Genomic DNA, 26,001 nt, shown 5'->3' with positions numbered 1-26,001 from the left:
TGCTCCGCGCACGGGCGGGTGTGGCGAACGGGCCGCGCCTGGCGCATGGCCCGCGCATTGCTGGTATGGCTGGGCACCGGGGTGGAGGTGAACGTGGAGTCAATCGGCAGTGGGCCCGGAGACGCGGTCCATTCCTCGTGGCTGGAGTTGAGCGCATCGGCGCTGCGGCACAACGTCGCGGTGTTCCGGTCCCTGGAGGGGCAGGGGCCCGGCCCCCGCGCGCTGGGGGTGGTGCTCAAGGGCAACGCGTACGGGCACGGGCTGGCGCAGGTGCTGCCGCTGGTCCACGACGCGGTGGACCTCCTCTATGTCATTGCCCCGCAGGACGCGCTGAAGGTGCGGGAGCACGAGCGGGCCCAGGGGCTTGCGCCCCGGCAGGTGCTCGTCCTGGGCGCGGTGGCGCCGGACGAGGCGGTGGTGCTGGCGCGCGAGGGCGTGGACGCGGTGGTGGCGGACCGTGGCTGGGCGGACGCGGTGCCGGTGCTTCGCGCGGCGAAGCTGGCGCGGCCGCTGCGGGTCCACGTCCACATCGACACGGGCCTGGGGCGCGAGGGCTTCACCCTGGACGGGCTGCCCACCGAGTCGCGCTTCCTCACGGAGTCGCGCGACGTGCTGGAGGTGGTGGGCGCGCTCAGCCACTTCGCCAATACGGAGGACGTGACGGAGCAGGGCTACGCCCTGGCGCAGCTGGAGGCCTTCGAGAAGGGGCTGGCCTTCCTGACCTCGCAGCTGGAGCCAGCCCGGCCGCTGCAACGCCACATCGCCGCGAGCGCCGCGACGCTGGTGCTGCCGCGCGCCCGCTACGAGGCGCTGCGCGTGGGCATCTCCCTGTATGGCCTGTGGCCGTCGCCGGAGACGCGGCTGTCGGCGCGGCTGGTGCTGGGCGAGGTGCCGGTGCTCAAGCCGGCGCTGTCGTGGCGGTGCCGCAGCCAGGTGGTGAAGTGGCTGCCGGCCGGCAGCTACGTGGGCTACGGCTGCACGTACCGGTGCCCGGAGCCCACGCGCATCGCGGTGCTGCCGGTGGGCTACTACGACGGCTACCCGCGCCTCGCGTCGGGCAAGGCGCACGTGCTGGTGAACGGCCGCCGGTGCCCGGTGCTGGGACGGGTGATGATGAACCACCTCATCGTGGACGTGACGCGTGCCACGTCCGACGAGCGCCCGGTGACGGCCACGCTGCTGGGCCGCGACGGCGAGGAGTCCGTGCCCGCCGAGTCACTGGCCGGCTGGGCCCAGACGATTCACTACGAAATCGTCACCCGGCTGGGGGCGCATCTGAAGCGGGTGGTGGTGGCGTAGCGCCCGGCGGCAGCGCGGCCTCGGGCGGAGGCTGCACCTTCCAGCGGCGGTGCAGCCACATCCACTGGTCCGGGTACTTGCGGATGCAGCGCTCCAGCGCGGCCGTCACCCGCGCGGTGTGCTCCGTAATCGGGTCCGCGCACTCGCCGGGGGCGGGCGGGAGGATGGGGCCCTCCACCTCCATGCGGAAGCGCGCGCCGCCCCGGCCATTGCGCACGCCCATCACCACGAACACGGGCGCGTCCGTGCGCGCCGCGGCCACGGCCATGGCGGGCGTGGTGGAGGCCAGCTTGCCGAAGAAGGGCACGAAGGCCGCGCCCTTGGCGGGCAGCGCCTGGTCCAGCAGCATGTAGGGCGACTCGCCGCGGTTCACCGCGTCGATGATTTCCTGGATGGCGCCGCGCGGGTAGATGAGGCCCGCGCCCGCGCCCAGGCGGTTCACCGCGATGCGCGTGTTGAGCGCGCCCTTCAGCGGGCGCACCAGCGCGTCCAGGGGGATGCCGTTGCGGATGAGCATCTCTCCCAGCAGCTCCCAGTTGCCGAAGTGCGCCGTCACCAGCAGCGCGCCCTTGCCCGAGTCCACGCGCGCCTTCAGCGCCCGCCACGCCTCCTCGCCCACCAGGCCCTGCTCGGCCCAGTCCTTGGGGAGGCGGTCGCCGGACGGCAGCGACTCCAGCACCACGCGCGACATGTTGATGTAGGCGCCGCGCGCAATCTCGCGCCGCTCCGCGTCACTCTTCTCCGGCATCGCCATGGCCAGGTTTTCCAGCGCCACGCGACGACGGATGCCCAGGCTGTAGGCCAGGTTGCCCACGAAGCGAGCAATCGCGTCACGCGACTCCGGAGACAGCCACGTCAAGAAAGCCCAGACGAAGCGCGTCAGGAAGCCCACCACCCGTCCGGGTGGCGTGCCGACGATGCGGCGCAGGTGCTCCGATGGGAGTGGCTTCGGAGTCACGGGTTGTGAGTCAGGGGGGAGGGAGGCAGGCGCGGTCGCGGACACGGTGGCGCACTCCACCGCGAAGTGGGGATGACGGCAAGGCCACACCTGCGGGTTGCGCGCTACCTTGCCTGCCCGGCATGGGACACACTGCGCCCCATGCCCAATCTGCTCCGTCCAGCGGCCCTGGCCGCTGTTGCCCTCCTCAGTGCGTGCGGTGCCCGGCAGAACCCTCCCGCCACCGCTGAACCGCCCTCGGCCCAGGCTGCCCCGCAGGCCGTTTCCGCCACGCCGCAGTCGCCGAAGCTGCGGCTCCCCACCGAGGTGCGCCCCACGGGCTACACGGTGGAGCTCACGCTGGACCCGAAGGTGTCCGCGTTCCAGGGCGTGGTGGACATCGACCTCGACGTCACGAAGCCCACGTCCGTGGTGTGGCTGCACGCCAGGAGCCTGACGGTGAAGAAGGCCACGCTCACGCAAGGCGCGGCGTCCTTCGACGTCACGCCGGTGAAGGGCGAGGAGGACTTCCTCGGCTTCCCGCTGGCGAAGCCGCTGGCCACCGGGCCGGCGAAGCTGCGCGTCGTCTATGACGGCATCGCGTCCGAGAAGGAGACGGACGGCGCCTTCCGCGTCAACGAGGGCGGCGACTGGTACATCTACACCCAGTTCGAGCCGGTGGACGCCCGCCGCGTCTTCCCCTCCTTCGACGAGCCCGGCTTCAAGGTGCCGTGGCAGCTCACCTTCCACGTGCCCGCGGGCACCGTGGCCGTCACCAACACGCCGCAGGTGTCGGAGGAGGCCCGGCCGGACGGTGGCCGTACCTTCCGCTTCGCGCGCACGCAGCCGCTGCCCAGCTACCTCATCGCCTTCGGCGTGGGGCCCTTCGACTTCCTCCCCGCCGCCGACGCCGGCCAGAAGAAGGTGAAGACGCGCATCATCACCCCGCGCGGCCGCGCGGAGGAGGGCACCTACGCCGCGCAGGTGACGCCGGAAATCCTCGCCGCGCTGGAGGAGTACTTCGGCATCCCCTATCCCTACGAGAAGCTGGACGTGCTGGCGGTGCCGCTGCTCGGCGGCGCCATGGAGCACCCGGGCCTGGTGACGTTCGGTGCGACCGGCATCCTCGCCAAGCCGGCGGAGGACACGCTGAGCCGCCAGCGCGGCTTCTCCGAGACGCAGGTCCATGAGCTGGCGCACCAGTGGTTCGGCAACCTCGTCACCATGCAGTGGTGGGATGACCTGTGGCTCAACGAGGCCTTCGCCACGTGGATGACCCCGCGCATCGTCGAGAGCTGGCGCCCCGCCTGGGACGCGCCCGTCGAGCGCGTGCATGACCGCGCCCGGGCCCTGGACGCGGACAGCCTGCTGTCGGCGCGCCGCATCCGCCAGCCGATTGAAAGCGCCAACGACATCCACAACGCCTTCGACGGCATCACCTACGGCAAGGGCTCCGCGGTGCTCAGCATGACGGAGGCGTGGCTGGGCCGGGACGTCTTCCGCCGCGGCATCCAGCGCTACTTCCGCGAGCACGCGGGAGGCAACGCCACGGCGAAGGACTTCCTGGACGCCATGGCCGCCGAGTCGGGCAAGGACGTGACGGGCATGCTGGGCTCCTTCCTGGACCAGAGCGGCGCGCCGCTCATCACCGCGTCGCTGGCGTGTGGCGCGGACGGCGCGAAGGTGGTCCTCACGCAGAAGCGCTACCTGCGGCTGGGCACCGAGGCGCCGGGGCCGCAGGCGTGGAAGGTGCCGGTGTGCGTGAAGTATGCGGCGGGGGGCAAGGAGGCCCGGACCTGCACGCTGCTGGAGGGTGAGCGCGCGGAGGTGGCCCTGAGCGAGGCGAAGACGTGCCCCGCCTGGGTGTTCCCCAACGCCGAGGGCGCCGGCTACTTCCGGGTGCAGCTCGACGGCGAGGCGGCGGCGAAGCTGGCGAAGTCGGGCCTGCCGAAGCTGTCGCGCGCCGAGCGGGTGACGTTCCTGACCGACGTGCGCGCGCTGGCGCTGGCCGGGACGGTTCCCGCCGCCGAGGCGCTGACGCTGGCGGCGCGCATGGCGAACGAGCCGGACCGCGTCGTCACCCTGGCCTCGCTGGACCTGCTGCAGCTGGTCAGCTCCCTGGTGCTTCCGGACGACAAGCTGAAGGACCGCGCCCGCTTCCTGCGGGAGACCTATGGCCCCCGGGCGCGGCAGCTCGGCTTCACCCCGCGCGAGGGAGAGAACGAGGACACCCGGCTGCTGCGTCCCCGGCTGGTGCGGCTGGCGGGGCGTGACGGTCGGGACCCGAAGCTGCTCGCGGAGGCGCGCGTCCTCGCGGACAAGTGGCTGAAGGACAAGCGCGCGGTGGCGCCGGAGATGGTGGATGTGGTGCTCGCCATCGCCGCCACCGAGGGCGACGCGGCCTTCCGGGAGAAGCTCGTCGCGGCTGTGCGCACGGAGAAGGAGCGCCACACGCGCCAGCAGCTCATCGTCGCGCTGAGCAACTTCACCGACCCGGAGCTGGTGAAGAAGAACCTGGCCCTGATGTTCGAGAAGGGCATGGACCCGCGTGAGACGCTGTGGATGGCGTTCGGCGCCTCACAGGGCCTGCGCACGCAGGGCGTGGCCTTCGACTTCGTGAAGGAGAACTACGACCGGCTCGTGGGCGACTCGCCCGAGGCGCTGCTGCCCGCGGAGACCGGGGGCATCCTGGTCCATGTCGGCCGTAACTTCTGCGACGCGCAGAAGCGCCAGGAACTGTCGGAGTTCTTCTCCGAGCGCATCACGAAGGTGCCGGGGGGGCCCCGCCGGCTGGCGCAGGTGCTGGAGTCCGTGGACCAGTGCATCGCGCTGAAGGCGGCGCAGGGGGCCAGCGTCGAGGCCTTCCTCGCCCAGACGCCGCGTCCGCCGAAGGCGCCTGTGTCCCGGTAGCCCGGGCGCAGGGTGGGGCCCGGCGCGCTTCCAGGCGTCGTCCGGGCCCCGGGTTCCGTCCGGGACCTACTTCCGGCCGCGGGTCATGAAGGCCATGAAGGCCTCCTGCGCCTCGGTGGACTGGAGGCGCTGGACGAACTCGGCGCCCTCGCGGGCCAGCGTCTCGCGGACCTGGGCGCGCAGCGGCTCGCGCATCAGGCGCTTCGTGACGCGCACGGCCTCGGCCGGGCGGGAGGCCAGCGTGGTGGCGCGCTCGGTGGCCACCTGCAGGAGGCTGGTGTCCGGCACCACCTTGTTGATGATGCCCGCGCGCAGCGCCGTGGCCGCGTCGAAGGGCTCGCCGAAGAGCAGCAGCTCGCTGGCCAGCGCGAAGCCCGCCGTCCTGGGGATGAGCAGGCTGCTGGCGCCCTCCGCGCACAGCCCCAGCTGGACGAAGGGCATGTGGAAGCGCGCGCGCTCGCTGGCCACCACGTAGTCACAGTGCAGCAGCATCGTGGTGCCGATGCCCACCGCCGGGCCGTCCACCGCCGCCAGGACCGGCTTGTCGGCGTCCACCAGCGCGCGGAGGAAGCGGAACACGGCGCTGTCCTCGCCCGCGGGCGGGTGCTCCATGAAGTCGCCGATGTCGTTGCCGGCGGTGAAGACGTTGCCCGCGCCGGTGAGCAGCACCACGCGGACGTCCGCGTTGCCCTCCGCGCCCTTCAACGCGGCGGTGGCCGCCTCGTACATGGCATGCGTGAAGGCGTTCTTCTTCTCGGGCCGGTTGAAGGTGAGGGTGAGGACCCCCGAATCGAGCTTCGTGAGCAGCGTGTCGGACATGGTGCCGGGAGCCTAACCGACTCCGTGCGCGGGGGCGGGAGAATGGCGCTCGCGGTGGGGGCTCAGGGGCGAAGCGCCCGGGCCACCAGGGGCGCGAGCGTCACCACCTGCTGGTGAATCGGCAACCCCTGGTGGGGCTCCACGCTGTCGGTGCTGACCAGCCGGGTCAGCGGCAGGTTGCGCAGCCGCTCCACCGCAGGCCCCACGAGCAGGGCATGCGTCGTCACCACGGTGAAGTCCTCCACGCAGCCCGCGTCGCGCAGCGTGCCCGCCGCGGCGGCCAGGGTGCCGCCCGTGGACACCATGTCATCCACCAGAATCGGGCGCCGGCCGCGCACCTCGCCCATGAGCCCGCTGGCGTGCACCTCTTCGCCGCTCAGCCGCACCTTGTGGATGACGGCCCACGGCCTGTCCAGCAGCCGGGCCAGGGCCTCCGCGCGCTTCACCGCGCCCAGGTCCGGGGCCACCACCACGGAGGTGTCCGTCACGTGCTCGCGCAGCGCGTCCGCGAGCAGGGGCAGCGCGGTGAGGTGCTCCAGCGGCGCGCCGAAGCAGCCCTCCAGCGCGGGGCTGTGCAGGTCCACCACCAGCACCCGGGCGAAGCGCCCTTGTGACAGCAGGTCCGCCACCAGCCGTCCGCCCAGCGGCTCGCCGGGCCGGGCGCGCCGGTCCTGCCGGGCATAGCCCAGGTAGGGCACCACGGCCTCCAGGCGGGCGGCGCCCATCCGCCAGCAGGCGTCCGCCATCAGCAGCAACTCCAGCAGGTGCTCACCCGCGGGGGGCGTCGTGGACTGCACCAGCACCACGGTCCGGCCGCGCACGCGCTCGGGCACCTCGACGTGCATCTCGCCGTCGGGGAAGCGCTCGAAGTGGCAGTCCGTGGGCGCCACGCCCAGGGCTTGCCCGAGCGCTCGGCCCAGGTGGGGGCTCGCGGAGCCAACAAGGAGGACAGGGTCCATGGGCCCACCCTAGCGCGCCTGCCGGGCGGGCGGTGCGTTCCCGGTGGCTCCCCCGAGGGCGCCCCGGCGGGGCGGCCCCTGTCCGGCCCTCCGCCGCCATCCACGCCGCGCATGACTTCCTTGTGTGAGGTGGAGGACGGACGCGATGCGGTTTCGGGACCGAGCGGATGCGGGGCGCCGGCTGGCGGCTCGGCTGTTGCCTTACCGGGGGGAGGCGGTGCGCGTGCTGGGCCTGGCCCGGGGCGGGCTCCGCGTGGCGTACGAGGTGGCGCACGCGCTGGAGGCGCCTCTGGACGTCTGGGTGTCGCGGCGCATCGACGTTCCGGGCCGGATGACGGTGCTGGGCGCGGTGTCGGAGGGCGGCGGGTTCTACCTGGACCGGCAGGCGCTCCAGGCGCTGGGCCTGCCCGAGGTGGAGGCCCGGAGCCTGGCGCGGGCGGAGGCCTCGGAAGTGGACAACCAGGTCCAGCGACTGCGGGGCACGCCGGAGCCCGCCATCGGCGGCTGCACGGTGCTGCTGGTGGATGACGGGCTGGTGTCGGGCGCCACGGCGCTGGTCGCGCTCCAGACGCTGCGGCGGCAGCGCCCGTCCCGGCTGGTGCTGGGCGTCCCCGTGGGCACGCTTCAGGGCCTGGACCGCGTGCGGCCCGCGGCGGACGCGGTGGTGTGCGTGGAGGTGCTGCCCGCGATGCGCATGGTGGCGGAAGCGTATGACGACTTCCGGCCGCTGCCGGACGTGGAGCTGCGGCAGCTGCTCGCCCGCGCCCGGGAGCCCGTCCAGCCGCGCGAGGTCCTCGAGTCCACGGACCTGGGTGGCTTCTGGATGTGAACGGAGACACGGAGGAAGCGAGACATGCGGCAGGGAATCAGCACGGACCCGGATGTCCGGGAGGTGAACGTCCAGGTGGGCGGCGTCGCGCTGGGCGGCAGCCTGGGCGTCCCCTCGGGTGCGCGGGGCCTGGTCATCTTCGCCCACGGCAGCGGCAGCAGCCGCTTCAGTCCCCGCAACCGCGCCGTGGCCCGGGTGCTGCGCGCGTATGGCCTGGCCACGCTGCTGTTCGACCTGCTCGGCGAGGCCGAGGAGGCCCAGGACGCGGGCACCGGGGAGCTGCGCTTCGACATTCCCTTCCTCGCGCGGCGGCTGGCGGCGGTGACGGACTGGGTGCGGGTGCAGCCGGAGCTGTCGCAGCTGCGGATGGGCTACTTCGGCTCCAGCACCGGGGCCGCGGCGGCGCTCGTCGCGGCGGCCCTGCACCCCGACCTCATCCACGCCGTGGTGTCGCGTGGCGGGCGGCCGGACCTGGCCGGCCCGGTGCTGCAGCGGGTCCAGGCCCCCACGCTGCTGCTCGTGGGAGGGCAGGACGCGGGCGTGCTGGAGCTGAACGAGTCGGCGCTCGCGCGGCTGGAGGGGCTGAAGGGCATCCAGATCATCCCGGGGGCCACGCACCTCTTCGAGGAGCCCGGCGCGCTGGAGCTGGTGGCGCGCCTGGCGGCGGAGTGGTTCCGGCGCTTCCTCGGTGGAGCGGAAATGGAGGCACGCGCGTGAGCCTGGGCACGGAGACCTCCGGCGTCATGGGGGCGCCCGAGGTGCCTCCCTACTGGGAGCACCTCATGCGGGGCTCGGAGCGGCTGGTGCGGGGCCGGGGCCGCTCCCTGGAGCAGGCCTTCGAGCAGGCCGCGGTGGCGCTGTGCGCGCTGGTGGTGGACCCCGCGGCGGTGGAGGTGCGCGAGGAGGTGGAGCTCGTCTGCGACTCGCCGGCCGTGGACCGGCTGCTGGCGGACTGGCTGCGCGCCGTGGTCCAGAAGATGGCCTCGCGCCACCTGGTCTTCCGCTGCTTCGCGGTGCGCATGGACGGCCCGCGCCTCTTCGGCCATGCCTTCGGAGAGACCCTGGACCGCGAGCGCCATGCCTTCGCGCGAGACGTGCGCGGCGTGTCGCTGGTGGGCAGCCGCGTGTGGCAGGGCGCGGACGGGCTCTGGACGGCCGAGTGTGAAGTGGAGCTGTGAGCCATGGGCACGCGGGACGTGGCGCTGCGCGGCGCGGACGGCACCGAGGTGACGGCGAGGCTGGACCTGCCGCCGGGAAGGCCCGTGGCCAGCGCGGCGCTGGCGGGCTGCTTCGCGTGTCTGGGGCCCTCGCCCGGGCCCTCGCGGCTGGCGCACGCGCTGGTGGCCCGGGGCTTCGCGGTGCTGCTGCTGGACTTCACCTCGCCGCGCGCGGACGGGGCGCGGCCGGACACGGTGCCGTCGGTGGACGCCGTGGTGGCCGCGGCGGCGTGGCTGCGGGAGCGCTACCCGCCGGCCCGCCTGCTGGTGGGCCACAGCCTGGGCGGAACGGCGGCGGCCGCGGCGCTGCCCCGGCTGCCGGAGGTGGCGGCGCTCGCGCTCGTCAACGCGCCGCTGGGCGCCGCGCCCGCGCGGGAGCGGCTGCCCAGCGCGGCGCGGGAGGCGGGCGAGGGCACGCTCGACTTCGGGCCGGGCCGCCTGCGGCTCACGCGGCGCTTCCTGGAGGACATTGGCGAGGTGAAGCTGCGGCAGGCGCTGGGCGCCTTCCCGGGCGCGGTGCTGGCGCTGCAAGCGCCGGAGGACCGGTACGTGGCGCTGGAGCACGCCCGGCGCTGGTCGGCCCTGGCCCGCCGTCCGGCGAGCGTGATGTTCCTGGAGGGGGCCGACCACTTCCTGTCCCATGACGCGGACGCGGGCTTCGCCGCCGAGGTGCTGGGGGCCTGGGCCACGCGGCAGGTGACGCCGGTGCGGGAGCGCGAGGCGCCGCTGCCGCCGGGCGTCGTGGAGGTCCACGAGGCGGGCGAGGGGCGCTTCGCCCAGGACATCCGCGTGGGCGCGCACCGGCTGCGCGCGGACGAGCCGATGTCCGTGGGCGGCGAGGACACCGGCCCCACGCCCTATGGACTGCTGACGGCCGCGCTGGGCGCGTGCACCGCGATGACGCTGCGCCTGTACGCGGCCCGCAAGGGCTGGCCGCTGGAGCACGTCCACGTGCGGCTGAGCCACCAGAAGGTGCACGCGAAGGCGTGCGAGGAGTGCGAGACGAAGGACGGGAGGATGGACCAGCTGCGGCGCACGGTGCGGCTGGAGGGGCCGCTGACGGAGGCGCAGCGCGAGCGGCTCGTGGCCATCGCGGACCGCTGCCCGGTGCACCGGACGCTCGCCTCGGAGGTGGACGTCCACACGGACGTGGAGCAATGAGGGTCCCGCGCGCACGCGGGGGCTGGTAGGGTCCGCCGCATGATTTCGCGTGAGCAGCGCTTCGTCTGGCTGGACCTGGAGATGACCGGGCTGGACCCGGAGACGTGTTCCATCATCGAGGTCGGCGTCATCATCACCGGCCCGGACCTGCGGCCCCTGGCGGAGATCGAACGCGTCATCTGGCAGCCGGAGGAGGTGCTCCTGCGCATGGAGCCCGTCGTCCGGGAGATGCACACCCGCAACGGGCTCCTGGACAAGGTGCGCGCCTCCAGCACCTCGCTGCGCGTGGCGGAGCGGGACGTGATGGCGCTCGTCGCCGAGCACTGCGCGCTGGGCGAGGGCATCCTCGCCGGCAACTCCATCCACACCGACCGGCGCTTCCTGATTCGCTACATGCCCATGCTGGAGCGCTACCTGCACTACCGCATGGTGGACGTGACGAGCCTCAAGGTGCTGGCGCGCGCCTGGTATCCGAACCTGGTGGAGCCGCGAAAGGCGCCCAGCGGGCACACGGCCCTGGCGGACCTGCGCGCCAGCCTCTCGGAGCTCCAGTACTACCGCGACACCCTCTTCCGCCCGACGCCGGCCTAGGCGCTCGGCTGGGGCTCGACGAGCAGCTCGGCGATGGTGTCGAGCAGCACGTCCAGCTCGAAGGGCTTGGCGAGGAAGCGCGCGCTGGAGCGGCGCTCCTCGTCGGAGATGCGGCCGGCGCTCATCACCACCACGGGGATGCCTCGCAGGCTGTCGTCCTCGCGCATGCGGCGCAGCATCTCCCGGCCGTCCATGACGGGCATCATCAAGTCCAGCAGCACCAGGTCCGGCTTCGCGTCCGCCATGCGGTGCAGGCCCTCGGCGCCGTTGAAGGCCGTGACGATGTCGTAGCCCTCCACGGACAGGATGTCCTGGAGCGCCTCGACGATGGCCAGCTCGTCGTCCACGATGAGAAGCCGCTTCATTCGCCACGTCCCCCACGCCGGGTCGGCTTGCCTCGCCGGACCGGTTTCCCCCCTGCCTTCCGCTTCGGCTTCCGGGCCCTCGCCGGCCGGGCGGGCGCCCGGCCGCTGAGGAGGGCCTCGGCGCTCTCGCTGTCCGCCGCCACGTCGATGCCCCGGGACGTCATGAAGAACTGGCGCCAGGCGGCGTCATGGCCGCTCTCCCGCGCCTTGGCCACCGAGAGCATGTGGAAGCGCTGTGAGCGCAGCTCCACCTGGCGCAGCTCGAGGATGTTGTCCACGAGCGTCTCCATGCCCGGCGGGAGCCCGTCCGCCTTGGGGCCGATGAGCGCGAGGGTCTGCTGGATGGCCAGCGGCGTGACTCCCAGGACAAGCAGTTCGTGCATGAGCGCGGCGAGGAAGCGGGGTGTGCGTTCCGGGTCCGTGAGCTCCTGGCAGAATGACGCCAGTCCGTCCAGCACGAGCCGCTGGATGCCATGTTGTTTCACGTGCTGGAACAGCGCCTCCGCCAGCGCGTCCGGCAGGGCCTCCGCCCCCACGGCGGTGTGCAGGTGGATTCGACCCACCTCCACGTGCTCGCGCAGGCCCAGGCCCATCCGCTCCGCCTTGTGGACGAGGCGGAGGGGCGTCTCCACGAAGCCGTAGTACAGCCCCGGCTCGCCCCGCCGAGCGCCCTCCTCCAGGAAGTGCAGGCCCAGCAACGTCTTGCCGCTGCCGGGAGAGCCCGCGACCAGCGTGGACGACTCGCGCACCAGCCCGCCCGTGAGCATCGCATCCAGCGCGGGGATGCCGAAGGCGAGCCGCTCTTCCAGGGAGGGCACCCGCAGCGGTTGCTGGCGCTGGAGCGACTCGATGCGCGGGTGGATGCACACGCCGTCGTCGGTGATTTCGAAGGCATGCCGACCGGAGACCTGCGGCCCGCCGCGGAACTTCGTCACCTCGATGGCGCGCACCGTCTTCACGCCGAAGTGCACCTGCTCCAGGCTGATGACGCCGTCCACCATGGAGTAGCGCGGATCCTCCGGGTCGCTGTGCTGGCCGGTGAGCAGCAGGGTGGTGCAGCCCGCGAGCGCGTTGTGGACGCACAGCCCGTGGAGGAACTCCCGGAGGCTCAGCGCCTCCTCGGCGCGGTCCGCGAGGGCCGCCAGCCCGTCCACCACCAGCACGTTGGCGCCGTGCTCGCGCACCGCCCGGAAGATGAGCCGGCCAAGCCCCGTCAGGCCTTCCGTCTTGAGGGCCGCGGAGCCGCTCTCGTAGTTCAGCGCGCGGCCGACCTCTTCCTGGCGGAAGAAGCGCAGGCTCTTCAGGTGCACCATCATCCGCGAGTGGGACTCACCCAGGACGGTGAGGTAGATGGCCCTGCCGCCTCGCGCCACCGTCGAGAAGCAGAACTGGTTGCCCAGGATGGTCTTCCCCGTCCCTGGCGCCCCCGTGATGATGTACGTGCCCCCGCGAAGGAAACCTCCCCTCAGGAGCGCATCCAGCCCTGGCACGCCGCTGGGAACCCGCGCGTCGGGTTCGGTCGGCCGCTCAGAGGTGTCCGTCACACGATGCTCCTTCCGTCCTGGAGCCCGAACCTAGGCGAGCACGGAGCGCGCGCCATGGATTTGCGCGGCGTGTGTTCGGAACCGGGCGCTGGGAGCGGCGCTCACCGCGTCTCCGGGGACGTGGGTGTCGTCAGCGAGGCGCGCAGCAGGTGCTTCTGGACCTTGCCCAGCGCGTTGCGCGGCAGCGCGTCCGTGAAGACGACGCGACGGGGCTTCTTGAAGCTGGCCAGCCGGTCCTTGCACCAGTCCACCAGGACCCGGGCGTCCGGCGCGGAGGTGCCCGCGGGGGGCACCACCACGGCCACCACCTGCTCGCCCAGGTCCGCGTCCGGCAGGCCCAGCACCGCCACCTCGGCGACGCCCGGGTGCATGGCGAGCACCTCCTCCACCTCGCGCGGGTACACGTTGAAGCCGCCGCTGATGATGAGCTCGCGCGCGCGGCCGGTGATGCGCAGGTAGCCGTCCGCGTCGAAGTCCCCCAGGTCACCCGTGCGGAACCAGCCGTCGGCGTCGAAGGACTCGGTGGTGGCGTCCTGGCGGCGCCAGTAGCCGGCGAAGACGTGGGGCCCCCGAACCTCGATTTCCCCCGTCTCGCCGCGCGGCAGGGGCTGGCGGGTGCGCACGTCCACCACGCGCACCTCCTGGCCCGGGTAGGCGAAGCCCACGGTGCCGGGGCGGCGCTCGCCCTCGTAGGGGTTGGTGGTGTTCATGATGGTCTCCGTCATCCCGTAGCGCTCCAGGATGCGGGCGCCCAGCTCCGCCTCGATGTCCGCGCAGAGCTGGGGGCTGAGGGGCGCCGAGCCGGAGACCCACAGGCGCAAGCCGCGCGGCTTCACCTTCGACGCGCGGGACTCCTCCAGCAGGCGGCTGTACATGGTGGGCACGCCGAAGAACATCGTGAGCGAGGCATCGTCGCGCAGCGCGGCCAGCACCTCCGGCGCGTGGAAGCGGCGGCGCAGGTCCACGCTGGCGCCGGTGAAGAGCGTGCCGTGCAGGCCCACCATGAGGCCGTGGGTGTGGAAGAGGGGAAGGGTGAGCAGCAGCCGGTCCTTCGCCGTCCAGCGCCAGGCCTCGGTGACGGCTTGCACGTTGGCCAGCAGGTTGCGGTGCAGCAGCATGGCGCCCTTGGAGCGGCCCGTCGTGCCGGAGGTGTAGCCCAGCACCGCCAGGTCCTCGGGGCGCGGCAGCGCCAGCGGCACGGTGGCCGCCGCGCCTTCCGCCAGCACCGTGTCGAAGTCCACGGCCGGCAGGGACTCCGGAGGCGCGGCGGTGGGCGGCTCCACCATGACGAGCCACTGGAGCGAGGGAAGCTGCGCCCGCAGCGGGGCCAGCTCGGCGGCGCCCGCGGCGCCGGTGACGCAGGCGCACACCTCCGCGTCGGAGAGGATGTGCGCCAGCTCCACCTGCCGGTAGGCGGTGTTGACCAGCACCACCACGCCGCCGGCGGACTGCACGCCCAGGTAGGCGATGGCGAAGCGGGCGCTGTTCTCCAGGAAGAGCGCCACCCGTTCGCCGGGCTGGAGCCCGCGCTGCTTCAGCCCTCGCGCGAAGGCCGTGACGTGCGCGGCGAGCTGCCCGTACGTGAAGGTCTCCTGCTCGAACGTCAGCAGGGGCTGTCCGGGGGCCCGGTGCGCGTGGTCCAGGAACACTTCGAGAAGGGAGGACGCCATGGGCGCGCACCTTAGCGCCGGGGCCCCCATGGCCTTCCACCCTCTTGCGGACGGTGTCCGTTTCTGGGACGGAACTTTTCGCAACCGGGCACAGGGGGCGGGAGAGGCCTGCCCATCCTGAGTGATTTCATGAGGTTGGGGCGGGGGAAGGTCTTGGCACGCGCCTCGCTCTGGGTGGGGGCCGTGGACATTCCCAAAGCGAAGAAGCCCCGTCGCAAGCCCTGGATGCTCGCCATCGGCGGCGCGTGCGCGCTGCTGGCGGTGACGGTGGGCCTGTCGCGGCTGCGCCCGGCCGCGCCCACGGTGGAGCGGGCCTCGGTGTGGCTGGACACGGTGAAGCGCGGCCCCATGGTGCGCCAGGTGAAGGGCGCGGGCACGCTGGTGCCCGAGTACATCCGCTGGCTCACCGCGGACACGGCGGGCCGGGTGGAGCGCATCCACGTGCGCCCCGGTGCCACGGTGACGGCGGACACGCTGCTGCTCGAGCTGTCGAACCCGGACGTGCAGCTCCAGGCGCTGGAGGCCGAGCGCCAGCTCGCCAGCGTGGAGGCGGAGCTCATCCAGGTCCGCATGGAGCTGGAGACGCAGCGGCTGGCGCAGGAGGCCACGGTGGCGGCGCTCATCAACGAGTCCGCCGAGGCCGGCCGCCGCGCCGAGGCCAACGAGGCCCTCTTCCAGAAGTCGCTCATCGGCGAGCTGGAGGTGCGGCAGACGCGCGAGAAGGCCGCGGAGCTGAGCCGCCGGCTGTCGCTGGAGGAGAAGAAGCTCCAGGTGGTCGCCTCCAGCATGAAGGAGCAGCTCGCCGCGCAGCAGGGGCAGGTGGAGCGCTTGAAGGCGGTGGCCCGCTTCCGCCGGGCGCAGGTGGAGTCGATGAAGGTGCTGGCGGGCGAGGACGGCGTGCTCCAGGACCTGCCGCTGGAGCTGGGCCAGTGGGTGACGCCGGGCGTGCTGCTGGCGAAGGTCGTCAAGCCGGAGCGGCTGAAGGCGGAGCTGCGCATCGCGGAGACGCAGGCGCGCGACATCCAGCCCGGGCTGAAGGCGCTGGTGGACACGCGCAACGGCGTGGTGGAGGGCCAGGTGGCGCGCGTGGCGCCCGCGGCGAGCCAGGGCACGGTGCGCGTGGAGGTGTCGCTGCCCGCCGAGCTGCCCCGGGGCGCGCGGCCGGACCTGACGGTGGAGGGCACCGTGGAGCTGGAGCGGCTGGGCGACGTGCTGTCCGTGGGGCGCCCGGCCGGCGCGCAGCCGAACGCCACCATGGCGCTCTTCCGGCTGCTGCCGGGCAGTGATGAAGCGGTCCGGGTGCCGGTGCAGCTGGGCCGGGGCTCGGTGAACGCCGTGGAGGTCCTCCAGGGCCTCCAGGAAGGTGACCAGGTGGTGCTGTCGGACATGGCGGCGTGGGACGCCGTGGAGCGGGTGAGGCTGCGATGACGGCGCATTCGAGAACGATGGATGCGCTGAAGCAGGACGTCCGCTACACGCTGCGCTCGCTGAAGAAGAGCCCCGGCTTCGCGCTGGTGGCCGTCCTGGCGCTGGCGCTGGGCATCGGCGCCAACAGCGCCGTCTTCAGCGTGGTGAACGGCGTGCTCCTCACGTCGCCCCCGTTCACCGCGCCCGACCGGCTGGTGCACCTGAACGGGAACCTCGCGCAGGCGAACCTGAAGGACATCTCCCTGTCGGTGCCGGAGTACCGGGACCTGCGTGCGCTGCCTCGCGCCTTCGATGCGATGGCGGCCTACCTGCCCTCCAACGTCGCGCTGACGGGCGGCGACACGCCCCAGCAGCTGGGGGCGGCGGTGGCGACGGCGTCGTTCTTCTCCACGCTGGGCGTGGCCCCCGTGCTGGGCCGGGGCTTCACCGAGGAGGAGGAAGTGCCGGGCCGCAATCGCGTGGTGGTGCTCACCGACACAGCGTGGCGTGTGCACTTCGCTCGCGACCCGAACGTCCTTGGCCGCACGCTGCAGCTCGATGGCGAGCCCCACACGGTGGTGGGCGTGCTGCCACCGGGCGTTGCCTACCCCGACTGGGCGGAGGTGTACCTGCCCCTGGCCCCCACCGAGGAGCAGGCATCGGAGAGCCACCGTGGCGCCCGTTCCCTGGCCGTGCTCGGGAGGCTGAAGCCCGGCGTGTCGCTGGAGGCGGCGCGAGCCGACCTGGCGCGCGTGGCCGTGGACATGGAAGGGGCGCACCCCGAGCGGTACCGGCAGACGGGGTGGTCCATCTCCCTGACGCCGCTGGAGGAGCGCGTCGTCGGCAAGGTGCGCGGCACGCTGTGGCTGCTGCTGGGCGCGGTGGGCTTCGTGCTGCTGGTGGCGTGCAGCAGCGTGGCCAACCTGCTGCTGGCCCGGACGGCGGCGCGCGGGCGCGAGGTGTCCATCCGCGCCGCGCTGGGCGCGAGCCGGAGGCGGCTGGCGGTCCAGTTCCTCACCGAGAGCCTGGTGCTCTCGCTCGCGGGCGGCGCGCTGGGGCTGCTGCTGGCGCTGTGGGGCACGGACGCGCTGCTGGCCCTGGTGGGGGACGCCCTGCCTCGCGCGAGCGAGGTGCGGCTGGATGAGCGCCCGCTGCTGTTCACCGCCGGGGTGAGCCTGCTGACGGGCATCCTCTTCGGCCTGGGGCCGGCGGTGCAGGGCAGCCGGGCGGATTTGAGCACCGCGATGCATGAGGGGGCACGAGGCTCGGGTGGGGGCCGCTCGGGCCGGCTGCGCGCGGGGCTGGTGGTGGGGCAGGTCGCCATGGCGCTGGTGCTGCTGGTGGGCGCGGGGCTCTTCACGAAGAGCTTCCTCGCGCTGCGCTCGGTGGACGCGGGCTTCGAGCCGGAGGGCGTGCTCACCGGCCGCCTGGCGCTGCCGGCGACGCGCTACCCGGACGCCTCGCGGAAGGTGGCCTTCCAGCGCGAGCTGCTGGAGCGCCTCCAGGCCCTGCCGGGCGTGGAGGCCGTGGGGCTCACCACGCTGCTGCCCCTGGGGGGCCGGGCCGACAGCAGCTTCGACATCGAGGGGCGGTCCCGGGCGCCGGACGAGCTGTGGCCCGCGGTGGAGTTCCGCGCCGTCAGCCCTGGCTACCTGCGCGCGCTGCGCGCCACGCTGCGCGAGGGCCAGCTGCCGCCCGATGGGGTGGACGGGCCGGAGGCCCCCTGGAGCGTGGTCATCAACAAGAGCTTCGCCGAGCTCTACTGGCCGCGGGGGAATGCCCTGGGGCAGCGGCTGAAGCTGCACCACTCGGCGGCGCAGTGGACCACCGTGGTGGGCATCGTGGAGGATGTGCGCGAGTGGGGCCTGGACCAGCCCTCTCGCCCCGCCGCGTACTACTCGCTGGCGCAGCTGCCCTCCGGGCACATGGGGCTCGCGGTCCGGGCGAAGGCCGGGGACCCGGAGGCGCTGCGTCCCGCCATCGAGGCGGAGCTGCGCGCGGTGGATGCGAGCCTGCCGCTGTACGGCGTGGCGCCGCTGGTGGCCGTCGTGGACGAGTCCATCGTCTCCCGCCAGCTGTCGGCGCTGCTGATGGGCCTGTTCGCGGGGACGGCGCTCTTGCTGGCGGCGCTGGGGCTCTCGGGCGTCATCGGCTACTCGGTGGCGCAGCGCACGCGGGAGATGGGCATTCGCATGGCGCTGGGCGCTTCCCGGACGAGCGTGCTGGGGCTGGTGCTGCGGCAGGGCCTGCGGCTGACGGGCCTGGGACTGGCCGTGGGCCTGGCCCTGTCGCTGGGGCTGGCGCGGCTGCTGGGCGCAATGCTGTACGGCGTGGCAGCGTACGATGCGTGGACCTTCGCGGGCGTGGCGGCGCTGTTGAGCGCGGTGGCGCTGGTGGCCACGTGGCTGCCGGCGCGCAGGGCCACGCGCGTGGACCCCATCGTCGCGCTGCGAGCGGAGTAGCCAGGTGGTGACTTCAGACATGGCCGCGTGGAGCGCGGTCGAGCGGGTGAGGCTGCAATGATGACGAACGAGACGAAGACGGCCGCTTCCCCCGAGGGCGCGGTGACTCAGGGCGGTGTGGGCGCGGAGCCGGGCAAGCCGCTCATCCACCTGGACGGGCTGACCAAGGTCTTCGAGACCGAGGAGGTGGAGACGCACGCGCTCTCCAACATCCACCTCAACGTGCACAAGGGCGAGTGGGTGGCGATTGTCGGCCCGTCGGGCTCCGGCAAGTCCACGCTGCTGGCGGTGCTGGGGCTGCTCGACACGGCGACGCGCGGCGCCTACCTGCTGGACGGCCGCAGCGTGCTGGACCTGTCCGCGGCGGACCGGGCGCTGGTGCGCAACCGGCACATCGGCTTCATCTTCCAGAGCTTCAACCTCATCGGCGACCTGACGGTGTTCGAGAACGTGGAGCTGCCGCTGACGTACCGGGGCATGCCCGCCGCCGAGCGCAAGCAGCGGGTGGAGCGCGCGCTGGAGAAGGTGGGCATGGCGCACCGCGCGCGGCACATGCCGGGGCAGCTCTCCGGCGGTCAGCAGCAGCGCGTGGCGGTGGCGCGCGCGGTGGCGGGGGACCCGCTCATCCTCCTGGCGGACGAGCCCACCGGTAACCTCGATTCGAAGAATGGCGAGGCGGTGATGCAGCTCCTGTCCGAGCTGCACAAGGGCGGCGCCACCATCTGCATGGTGACGCACGACCCGGCGCACGCGCGCGTCGCCACGCGCACGGTGAGCCTTTTCGACGGTCGCGTCGTCCAGGACGAGCAGCGCCGCTGACCAGGGGCATGAACGCTTCGAGACCTCCATGTCATCACCGCTCATCTCCCTGAGGAACGTCGAGAAGTCCTATCCCCTGGCCGGAGGCCGCGCCTGGGTGCTGCGCCGCATCGACCTGGACATCCAGCCGGGCGAGTTCGTCACGCTGATGGGGCCCTCGGGGGCCGGCAAGTCCACGCTGCTGTCCATCCTGGGCATGCTGGACGTGGAGTGGACGGGCGAGTACCTGCTGGACGGGCAGGCCGTGCACGCGATGAAGCCCAAGGCCCGCGGCGAGCTCGCCCGGCGCACCATCGGCTTCGTCTTCCAGCAGTACCACCTGCTGGACAACCTCACGGTGGCGGAGAACCTGGAGGTGCCGCTGTCCTACCGCGACCTCAAGCGCGGCGAGCGCGAGGCCCTGGTGGGCGACATGCTGGACCGCTTCCAGCTCGTGGGGAAGAAGGACCTCTTCCCCTCGCAGCTCTCCGGCGGGCAGCAGCAGCTCGTGGGCATCGCCCGGGCGCTCATCGCCAACCCCAAGGTGCTGCTGGCGGACGAGCCCACGGGCAACCTCCACTCGCAGCAGGCGAAGCACATCATGGAGGTCTTCCAGCGCCTCAACCAGGAAGGCACCACCATCATCCAGGTGACGCACTCCGAGGCCAACGCCGCCTACGGCCACCGCATCATCCAGCTCGCGGATGGCTGGCTGCAGAGCCCCTGAGCCGCGCCACGGGTGTGGGCTGATGCCCGGCTCCCTCCTGGCTGGCGAGCGTGCCCTGGCCCGGGGGCGCCCTCAACGCCCTCGCGCGCGGCCGCTGGCCATTTCTGGCACATTCCTCCTCCCAGGTATCGCCCGTGTCCGAATCCGCCCTATCCGTTCCGAATCCTCCCTCCGCCGCGGCGCGGCCTCCCTGCGTCCTCATCGCCGACGACCAGGCCGACGTCCTGGAGGCCCTGCGGCTGCTCCTCAAACGCGACGGGCTCACCGTCGTCACCGCCCAGTCCCCCGCCGGCGCGCTCGCCACGCTGGAGGCCGAGGACGTGGACCTGGTCCTGATGGACCTGAACTACGCGCGTGACACCACCTCCGGGCAGGAGGGCATGGACCTGCTCGGCCGCATCCGGGGGCAGGATGCCTCCCTGCCGGTGGTGGTGATGACGGCCTGGGGCAGCGTGGAGGGCGCGGTGGAGGCCATGCGCGCGGGCGCTCGCGACTACGTGCAGAAGCCCTGGGACAACACGCGCCTGCTGGCGACGCTGCGCACCCAGCTGGAGCTGCGCCGGGCGCTGAAGCGCAGCCGCCGGCTGGAGGAGGAGAACCAGCACCTGCGCCGGGGCCAGGGGGGCCAGTTCGCCATGGTGGCGGAGTCGCGCGCCATGCAGCCGGTGCGGCGCCTCATCGAGCGCGTGGCGCCCTCCGGCGCCAACGTGCTGGTGACGGGCGAGCACGGCACGGGCAAGGAGGTGGTGGCGCGCCTGCTCCACGCGGCCTCCACGCGCTCGGAGCGGGCCTTCGTCGCGGTGAACTCGGGCGGGCTGTCCGAGGGCGTCTTCGAGAGCGAGCTCTTCGGCCACGTGAAGGGCGCCTTCACCGACGCCAAGGCGGACCGCATCGGCTGCTTCGAGCTGGCGGACGGCGGCACGCTCTTCCTGGACGAGATTGGCAACATGCCGCTGTCGCAGCAGGCGAAGCTGCTGCGCGTGCTCCAGACGGGCGAGCTGCACCCGGTGGGCTCGTCGAAGACGCGCCGGGTGGACGTGCGCGTGGTGAGCGCCACCAACGTGGACCTGTCCAGGGCGGTGGCGGAGGGGCGCTTCCGCGAGGACCTGCTCTACCGCCTCAACACGGTGGAGGTGCAGCTGCCGCCCCTGCGCGAGCGCCGCGAGGACATTCCGCTGCTCGCCGCGCACTTCCTGGCGGAGCAGGGCCGACGCTACGGCAGGCCCGGCGTCCGGCTGTCCCCGGCGGCGCTGGAGGCCCTGCTGGCCTACCCGTGGCCCGGCAACGTGCGCGAGCTGGAGCACGCGGTGGAGCGCGCGCTGCTGATGGCCTCGGGCGACGAGGTGACGCAGGAGGACCTGCTCCTCAAGCGGGGCGGCCGGGAGGGCATGACGCGCCTGGAGGAGATGACGCTGGAGGAGGTGGAGCGCTACCTCATCGAGCGCGCGCTGGCGCGGCACGAGGGCAACGTGAGCGAGGCGGCCAAGGGCCTGGGGCTGTCGCGCAGCGCGCTGTACCGGCGGCTCCAGTACTACGGCATCAAGGGCGCTCGGTGACCCAGGCGCGCCCGCCACCGCCGCATGACCTGCAGGTGCTGGGGCTCGCCTGGCTCGCGGGGCTGCCGGGCTCGGTGGCCGCGCTCGTGCTGGTGTGGACGGGGGACTTCTCCGCGAAGGTGCAGTGGACGCTGACCTCGCTGGTGGTGGGCACCTTCCTGGGCGTGGGCCTGCTGGTGCGCGAGCGGGTGATGCGGCCGCTGCACGCGGTGGCCAACCTGCTGTCCGCCCTGCGCGAGGGTGACTACTCCGTGCGAGGCCGCGGCGCGCGGGTGGGCGACGCGCTGGGCGAGGTGCTGCTGGAGGTGAACGCGCTGGCAGACACCCTGCGCGAGCAGCGGCTGGGGGCGCTGGAGGCGGACGCGCTCCTGGAGCAGGTGATGGAGGAGATTGACGTCGGGGTGCTGGCCTTCGATGGGGCGGGCACGCTGCGCCTGGTGAACCGCGCGGGTGAGCGGCTGCTGGGCGCGTCGCGCTCGCAGTTGATGGGCAAGGGCGCCGGGGCCCTGGGGCTGGCGGACCTGCTGGAGGGCCCGGTGCCGCGCCGGCTGACGCGCACCTTCGCGGAGGAGGGCGGGCCCTACGAGCTGCGGCGGGGCAGCTTCCGGCAGGGCGGCCTGCCGCACCAGCTGGTGGTGCTCGCGGACCTGCGGCTGGCGCTGCGCGAGCAGGAGCGCGAGGCCTGGCGGCGGCTGGTGCGCGTGCTGAGCCACGAAATCAACAACTCGCTGGCGCCCATCGGCTCCATCGCGGAGGCCCTGCGAGACACGCTGCTGCTCCAGCCGCGCCCCTCCGACTGGGAGGAGGACGCGAAGAGCGGGCTGGGCATCGTCGCCCGCCGCGCCCAGGCGCTGGCGCGCTTCATGTCTGCCTACGCGAACCTGGCGAAGCTCCCGCCGCCGACGCTGGGCGACGTGGAGGTGGAGGCGTGGGTGCGTCGGGTGGCCGCGCTGGAGAAGCGCCGGAACGTGGGCGTGCGCGCGGGGCCCGGGCTGGTGGTGCGAGGCGACGGGGACCAGCTGGAGCAGGTCCTCATCAACCTGGTGCGCAACGCCGTGGACGCGGTGCTGTCGGAGCCCGGGGCCGCTGGCGACGTCTGGGTGTCCTGGGCCGTGCTGGCGCCCGGCACGGTGGAGGTCTGGGTGGAGGACGAAGGCCCGGGCATGACGGACACCGGCAACCTCTTCGTGCCCTTCTTCACCACCAAGCCCCAGGGCAGCGGCATTGGCCTGGCGCTCAGCCGGCAGATTGCGGAGGCCCACGGCGGCAGTCTCCGCCTGGAGAACCGCCCCGAGGGCAAGGGCTGCCGCGCGCGCCTGAAGCTGCCGCAGGGCACGTGAGGCCGCGCGGCCCCTGGTGGACTCCCCTGACGCCCGGGCCCTGGCTCGCCCGGGGTTGTCAGGTCCGGGGCGCGCCGCTCAGGCGACCTGCGCGCGGGGGGTGGCCGGAGGCGCGTCGTACTCCGGCGTGAGGTCCACCACGTCGATGGTGAGCAGGTGGTAGACGATGCAGTTGCTCACCCAGAAGAAGATGGCGCTGTAGTGGACGTAGACGAGCGATGACGTGGGCCACACCTGGAGCGGGTGGTTGAAGACGTTGGCGGCGACGTAGCCGCCGAACCACTCGCCCACCCAGCACACCGCGGCGCCGATGACCAGCCGCGGCCACACCTTGATGCGGCGCGGGTAGAACCAGAAGTAGTGCAGGCTCCACAAGAGCGCCACGCAGCCGGCCCACAGGATGAGGCTCCCGAAGGAGAACCAGTGGTAGGGCGACTTGGGGAACACCCAGCCCCAGTCCCCATTCATCCAGCGCCAGGCCACGTTCTGCGCCAGCTCCATGAACCAGAAGAGCGGCGCGACGTAGAGCACCTGGGTCAGCAGGATGCGAAGGAAGGTTCCGGAGTGCTTCCTGGTCAGCCTCGCGGGCCGGGCGAGCGAAGTCATGGAGTCTCCTGGCGCGGTGGTGGGTCCTTCCGGGGCCGCGCCACAGTCACAACGTGATGAGTCCCATTTCTTGGCCGGTCCATGGCGACAGGCGCTTACGCGGAGGCGCCAGAACCGGGGGCGAATGGCCGTTTGAAACAGCCTTTCCTGGAAAGGACAGCGAGAGAGGTGCGTTCACACCCGTTGGCCTGGGGGCGGGAAGGGCCCCAGAATCCGCCGGATGATTCCCACCCCCCGTCTGTCTCATCGCGTCGGCCGGCCGCCCGTGCTGCTCCTGGCGCTTCTCTGCACCGTGGCCACGGGCGCTCGCGCGGAAGTCCCCATCCAGCGCTCCTTCCTGCGCCTGCCCTCCGCCAACGGCCATGGCGCGGTGATGCTGGACGTGGAGCAGCGCAAGGTGACGCACTTCCGCGAGCACCTCTTCGCCACCGAGGAGCCCGTCATCGACGCGGCGGGCAACGACGTCTTCGCGAATGGCCATCCCCAGGTGATTCACTCACGCGACCTGCTCTTCGATGCCTTCTTCGGCCTGCGCTCCGGGGGGACGCAGCGCTGGCTCAGCACGCAGGAGGCGGACCGGGACGCCAGCGGCTACGCGGCGTGGGCACCGGAGAAGACGGGTGGCACGGGCGTGGCGTCGCTGGTGCAGCGGGTGGGCACGCTGGAGGCGACGACGTTCGTGTTCGCGCCGCAGGGCCTGCCACATGCGTCCTTCGTCATGGCGCTGCGCGTGCGCAACACCGGCACCGCGCCCGTCGCGGGCGTGAGCGCCTTCTCGCTCCACAACTTCCACCTGGGCTTCGGCCGTCCGGGCGTGATGGCGGACGTGGAGGAGAATGGCGAGACGGTGGAGCTGAACGGCAACGACTTCGTGGAGAAGGGCTTCGCGGGTGTGCTGGTGGCCCGGCCGCTGGGCACGGTGGCGAGGCGGTCCGCCTGGCTGTCCAACGCGACGGGCTCCCAGAACGCCTACAACGTGGTGAACGGCGGCGGCGGGCAGGACCTGCAGGACTTCACGGCGCAGCCCTCGGTGGGGACGGGCTGGGCCACCGCGTACCAGTTCAACCTGGGCGACCTCCCGGCGGGCGCGGAGCGATGGGTGGGCGTGGCCTTCGCGCACCATGGCAATCCCGAGGCCGCGGCCACCGTGCGGCAGTGGCTGACGGACTACGCGGGCACGTCCTCCGCGCAGGCGCTGGTGGACGCGGAGGTGGCGCACTGGGCGGCGTTCCAGACGGACACGGTGAAGGCGCCGGCGGGCCTGTCGGCGGACGAGGAGTCCCTGCTGCGGCACTCGGCGGTGGTGCTGCACATGGCGCAGGTGCGCTCGCGCGACGTGTTCCTGCGAGAGTTCCTGTCCCGGGACGGTGAGCCGCGGCGCACGCGCTTCAAGGCCCCCGACGGAACGACGGCGACGCTGCCGGGGATGGTGCGGCACGCGGGCTACGGCGCGGTGCTGGCGAGCCTTCCGCCCGGGCAGTGGACCTACGCGTGGATTCGCGACGGCGCCTACGCCGTGGCGGGCATGGCCACGCTGGGCATGCGGAGCGAGGCCCGCGACGCGCTGTCCTACTACCTCAACGCGGACAGCGGCCGCTTCCAGCACTGGCGCGAGCTGGAGCCGTACTCGATGCCGCCGTACATCATCACCCTCACGCGCTACCACGGCTTCGGCGTGGAGGAGACGGACTTCAACGAGGCGGGGCCGAACATCGAGTTCGACGGCTTCGGCCTCTTCCTCTGGGCGCTGCGGCACTACGAGCGGACGACGGGCGACACCACGCTGGTGGATGAGACCTGGCCCACGGTGTCCACGAAGGTAGGGGACGCGCTGGTGGCGCTCATCGACCCGGTGACGGGGCTCATCCGCCCGGACTCGTCCATCTGGGAGACGCACTGGAACGGGCGCCAGCGCTCGTGGACGTACACGAGCCTCACGGCCGCGCGCGGCCTGTGCGACGCGGCGGAGCTGGCGCAGCGGGTGGGGGACACCGAGCGCGCGGCGCGCTACCGGCAGGCGGGTGAGTCCCTCCGCCGCGCGATGGCGGAGAAGCTGACGGACGGGAACTTCGCGCTCGCGTCGAACCTGGAGGAGCTGAGGGTGGGCCGCGGGTACTGGGACGCGGCGGTGTTCGATGCCTTCGCCTTCGAGCTGTTCGACCCGGCGGGGAAGATTGCGCAGGCCACCTACCGCGGCCTGGACCTCCGCCTGTCCTCGCCGGCGGGCGCGGGCTGGCAGCGCAACGATGACCGGTATGACCACCCGGGTGGCTCGGACATGAGCCCCTGGGGCAGCGAGTACGACAGCGCCGAGTGGGTCATCGTCAGCCTTCGCGGCGCGGTGGCCAAGCGCATGGGCGGTGACGTGGCGCGCGCCGACCGCGTGCTGAAGTGGGTGACGGACCAGTCGCTGATGAACTACCTGGCCATCGCGGAGACGTACGACGAGACGACCGCCGCCTACAAGTACAACACCCCCATGGCGGGCTTCGGCGCGGGGGCCTATGTGCTGGCACTGGAGCACCGCGCGGCGGGCGTGAGCGACCCGGCGTGCGGCGCGTACTTCGACGAGAGCACGCTGACGAAGCAGCCGGACGCGGGCACGCCGGATTCGGGCACGCAGGAGCCGGACGCGGGGCCGCAGACGCCGGACGCGGGCACGCCGCCGGATGCCGGTGCCGGTGGAGACGTCGGAGGCGGTGGGGGCGGCTGCAACGCGACGGGGCCGGGCGCTGTCGCGCTGTGGCTGGTGGTGGCCGTCGCCGGGCTGGCCGTGGCCTTGCGCCGCCGCAGGGCCTGAGCGC

Annotated in this window: 21 protein-coding genes; 14 read left to right on the top strand and 7 right to left on the bottom strand. The window is 72.8% G+C overall.

Annotation, left to right across the window (positions count from 1 at the left end):
• Positions 1-45: 45 nt before the first annotated feature.
• A complete protein-coding gene (gene alr / locus VZL07_RS12695) occupies positions 46-1,299 on the top strand; it encodes an alanine racemase (protein WP_426755777.1) in 1,254 nt (417 codons plus the stop codon).
• Here the strand turns inward: alr and VZL07_RS12690 are convergent.
• A complete protein-coding gene (locus tag VZL07_RS12690; protein WP_426755776.1) occupies positions 1,256-2,302 on the bottom strand; it encodes a lysophospholipid acyltransferase family protein in 1,047 nt (348 codons plus the stop codon). The genes alr and VZL07_RS12690 overlap by 44 nt on opposite strands.
• 96 nt (positions 2,303-2,398) lie before the next feature.
• Here VZL07_RS12690 and VZL07_RS12685 point away from each other — a divergent pair, with 96 nt between their 5' ends.
• Complete coding sequence (locus VZL07_RS12685; protein WP_426755775.1) at positions 2,399-5,146, top strand: M1 family metallopeptidase; 2,748 nt, start codon at positions 2,399-2,401, stop codon at positions 5,144-5,146.
• A gap of 66 nt (positions 5,147-5,212) precedes the next feature.
• Here VZL07_RS12685 and VZL07_RS12680 read toward each other — a convergent pair whose 3' ends face one another.
• Together VZL07_RS12680 and VZL07_RS12675 are read right to left on the bottom strand one after the other, a co-directional pair.
• Positions 5,213-5,965, bottom strand: a complete 753-nt coding sequence (locus VZL07_RS12680) for an enoyl-CoA hydratase (protein WP_426755774.1) — start codon at positions 5,963-5,965, stop codon at positions 5,213-5,215.
• A 62-nt stretch (positions 5,966-6,027) separates the two neighbouring features.
• The gene (locus VZL07_RS12675) at positions 6,028-6,924 is read right to left on the bottom strand and encodes a ribose-phosphate diphosphokinase (protein WP_426755773.1); all 897 of its coding nucleotides are present in this window, start codon (positions 6,922-6,924) and stop codon (positions 6,028-6,030) included.
• 145 nt (positions 6,925-7,069) lie between these two features.
• On the opposite strand from VZL07_RS12675, the gene VZL07_RS12670 reads away from it, so the two are divergent.
• The 5 genes from VZL07_RS12670 to orn are packed head-to-tail and all read left to right on the top strand — an operon-like array spanning position 7,070 to position 10,722.
• Positions 7,070-7,753 (top strand): phosphoribosyltransferase, encoded by a 684-nt coding sequence (locus VZL07_RS12670; protein WP_426755772.1) that lies wholly within the window; start codon positions 7,070-7,072, stop codon positions 7,751-7,753.
• A gap of 24 nt (positions 7,754-7,777) precedes the next feature.
• Complete coding sequence (locus VZL07_RS12665) at positions 7,778-8,470, top strand: dienelactone hydrolase family protein (protein WP_426755771.1); 693 nt, start codon at positions 7,778-7,780, stop codon at positions 8,468-8,470.
• Positions 8,467-8,931, top strand: a complete 465-nt coding sequence (locus VZL07_RS12660) for an archease (protein WP_426755770.1) — start codon at positions 8,467-8,469, stop codon at positions 8,929-8,931. Before VZL07_RS12665 ends, VZL07_RS12660 begins: the two co-directional genes overlap by 4 nt.
• Before the next feature lie 3 nt (positions 8,932-8,934).
• Positions 8,935-10,131: an alpha/beta fold hydrolase gene (locus tag VZL07_RS12655; protein WP_426755769.1), complete on the top strand. Its 1,197-nt coding sequence runs from the start codon at positions 8,935-8,937 to the stop codon at positions 10,129-10,131.
• Between the two features lie 39 nt (positions 10,132-10,170).
• Positions 10,171-10,722: an oligoribonuclease gene (gene orn, locus VZL07_RS12650; RefSeq protein ID WP_426755768.1), complete on the top strand. Its 552-nt coding sequence runs from the start codon at positions 10,171-10,173 to the stop codon at positions 10,720-10,722.
• Here orn and VZL07_RS12645 read toward each other — a convergent pair.
• The 3 genes from VZL07_RS12645 to VZL07_RS12635 all read right to left on the bottom strand — a co-directional run bounded on the left by VZL07_RS12645 (position 10,719) and on the right by VZL07_RS12635 (position 14,301).
• The gene (locus tag VZL07_RS12645; protein WP_426755767.1) at positions 10,719-11,087 is read right to left on the bottom strand and encodes a response regulator; all 369 of its coding nucleotides are present in this window, start codon (positions 11,085-11,087) and stop codon (positions 10,719-10,721) included. The two genes, orn and VZL07_RS12645, sit on opposite strands and share 4 nt — an antisense overlap.
• A complete protein-coding gene (locus VZL07_RS12640) occupies positions 11,084-12,631 on the bottom strand; it encodes an RAD55 family ATPase (protein WP_426755766.1) in 1,548 nt (515 codons plus the stop codon). Before VZL07_RS12640 ends, VZL07_RS12645 begins: the two co-directional genes overlap by 4 nt.
• Positions 12,632-12,732: 101 nt before the next feature.
• A complete protein-coding gene (locus tag VZL07_RS12635) occupies positions 12,733-14,301 on the bottom strand; it encodes an AMP-binding protein (RefSeq protein WP_426755765.1) in 1,569 nt (522 codons plus the stop codon).
• A 183-nt stretch (positions 14,302-14,484) separates the two neighbouring features.
• Between VZL07_RS12635 and VZL07_RS12630 the strand changes: the two genes are divergently transcribed.
• The 6 genes from VZL07_RS12630 to VZL07_RS12605 all read left to right on the top strand — a co-directional run bounded on the left by VZL07_RS12630 (position 14,485) and on the right by VZL07_RS12605 (position 22,591).
• Positions 14,485-15,729, top strand: coding sequence for an HlyD family secretion protein (locus tag VZL07_RS12630; protein ID WP_426755764.1), 1,245 nt, complete (start codon positions 14,485-14,487; stop codon positions 15,727-15,729).
• A 17-nt stretch (positions 15,730-15,746) separates the two neighbouring features.
• Positions 15,747-18,170, top strand: a complete 2,424-nt coding sequence (locus tag VZL07_RS12625) for an ABC transporter permease (RefSeq protein WP_426755763.1) — start codon at positions 15,747-15,749, stop codon at positions 18,168-18,170.
• A 57-nt stretch (positions 18,171-18,227) separates the two neighbouring features.
• A complete protein-coding gene (locus VZL07_RS12620; protein WP_426755762.1) occupies positions 18,228-18,989 on the top strand; it encodes an ABC transporter ATP-binding protein in 762 nt (253 codons plus the stop codon).
• A gap of 28 nt (positions 18,990-19,017) precedes the next feature.
• Positions 19,018-19,695 carry an ABC transporter ATP-binding protein gene (locus tag VZL07_RS12615; RefSeq protein WP_426755761.1) on the top strand — a complete coding sequence of 226 codons (678 nt, stop codon included), beginning with the start codon at positions 19,018-19,020 and terminating at the stop codon, positions 19,693-19,695.
• A gap of 134 nt (positions 19,696-19,829) precedes the next feature.
• The gene (locus tag VZL07_RS12610; protein ID WP_426755760.1) at positions 19,830-21,251 is read left to right on the top strand and encodes a sigma-54-dependent transcriptional regulator; all 1,422 of its coding nucleotides are present in this window, start codon (positions 19,830-19,832) and stop codon (positions 21,249-21,251) included.
• Positions 21,248-22,591 (top strand): sensor histidine kinase, encoded by a 1,344-nt coding sequence (locus VZL07_RS12605; protein WP_426755759.1) that lies wholly within the window; start codon positions 21,248-21,250, stop codon positions 22,589-22,591. The genes VZL07_RS12610 and VZL07_RS12605 overlap by 4 nt, the downstream gene beginning before the upstream one ends.
• A 78-nt stretch (positions 22,592-22,669) precedes the next feature.
• Here VZL07_RS12605 and VZL07_RS12600 read toward each other — a convergent pair whose 3' ends face one another.
• Positions 22,670-23,197 carry a hypothetical protein gene (locus tag VZL07_RS12600; RefSeq protein WP_426755758.1) on the bottom strand — a complete coding sequence of 176 codons (528 nt, stop codon included), beginning with the start codon at positions 23,195-23,197 and terminating at the stop codon, positions 22,670-22,672.
• Between the two features lie 220 nt (positions 23,198-23,417).
• On the opposite strand from VZL07_RS12600, the gene VZL07_RS12595 reads away from it, so the two are divergent.
• Positions 23,418-25,997: a glycoside hydrolase family 15 protein gene (locus tag VZL07_RS12595; RefSeq protein ID WP_426755757.1), complete on the top strand. Its 2,580-nt coding sequence runs from the start codon at positions 23,418-23,420 to the stop codon at positions 25,995-25,997.
• The last annotated feature ends 4 nt before the right edge of the window (positions 25,998-26,001 follow it).

Source organism: Pseudomyxococcus flavus (assembly GCF_050038885.1).
In the GTDB taxonomy this organism is placed as follows: domain Bacteria; phylum Myxococcota; class Myxococcia; order Myxococcales; family Myxococcaceae; genus Myxococcus; species Myxococcus flavus.
The sequence above is the reverse complement of the archived record's forward strand: the minus strand, read 5'-3'. Positions and strand labels throughout refer to the sequence as shown.

Bases quoted from the DNA above. Each gene is read 5' to 3' on its own strand.
- alr (WP_426755777.1), top strand. From the start codon at position 46: ATGGCCCGCGCATTGCTGGTATGGCTGGGCACCGGGGTGGAGGTGAAC.
- VZL07_RS12685 (WP_426755775.1), top strand. From the start codon at position 2,399: ATGCCCAATCTGCTCCGTCCAGCGGCCCTGGCCGCTGTTGCCCTCCTC.
- VZL07_RS12680 (WP_426755774.1), bottom strand. From the start codon at position 5,965: ATGTCCGACACGCTGCTCACGAAGCTCGATTCGGGGGTCCTCACCCTC.
- VZL07_RS12675 (WP_426755773.1), bottom strand. From the start codon at position 6,924: ATGGACCCTGTCCTCCTTGTTGGCTCCGCGAGCCCCCACCTGGGCCGA.
- VZL07_RS12670 (WP_426755772.1), top strand. From the start codon at position 7,070: ATGCGGTTTCGGGACCGAGCGGATGCGGGGCGCCGGCTGGCGGCTCGG.
- VZL07_RS12665 (WP_426755771.1), top strand. From the start codon at position 7,778: ATGCGGCAGGGAATCAGCACGGACCCGGATGTCCGGGAGGTGAACGTC.
- VZL07_RS12655 (WP_426755769.1), top strand. From the start codon at position 8,935: ATGGGCACGCGGGACGTGGCGCTGCGCGGCGCGGACGGCACCGAGGTG.
- orn (WP_426755768.1), top strand. From the start codon at position 10,171: ATGATTTCGCGTGAGCAGCGCTTCGTCTGGCTGGACCTGGAGATGACC.
- VZL07_RS12645 (WP_426755767.1), bottom strand. From the start codon at position 11,087: ATGAAGCGGCTTCTCATCGTGGACGACGAGCTGGCCATCGTCGAGGCG.
- VZL07_RS12635 (WP_426755765.1), bottom strand. From the start codon at position 14,301: ATGGCGTCCTCCCTTCTCGAAGTGTTCCTGGACCACGCGCACCGGGCC.
- VZL07_RS12625 (WP_426755763.1), top strand. From the start codon at position 15,747: ATGGATGCGCTGAAGCAGGACGTCCGCTACACGCTGCGCTCGCTGAAG.
- VZL07_RS12620 (WP_426755762.1), top strand. From the start codon at position 18,228: ATGATGACGAACGAGACGAAGACGGCCGCTTCCCCCGAGGGCGCGGTG.
- VZL07_RS12615 (WP_426755761.1), top strand. From the start codon at position 19,018: ATGTCATCACCGCTCATCTCCCTGAGGAACGTCGAGAAGTCCTATCCC.
- VZL07_RS12600 (WP_426755758.1), bottom strand. From the start codon at position 23,197: ATGACTTCGCTCGCCCGGCCCGCGAGGCTGACCAGGAAGCACTCCGGA.
- VZL07_RS12595 (WP_426755757.1), top strand. From the start codon at position 23,418: ATGATTCCCACCCCCCGTCTGTCTCATCGCGTCGGCCGGCCGCCCGTG.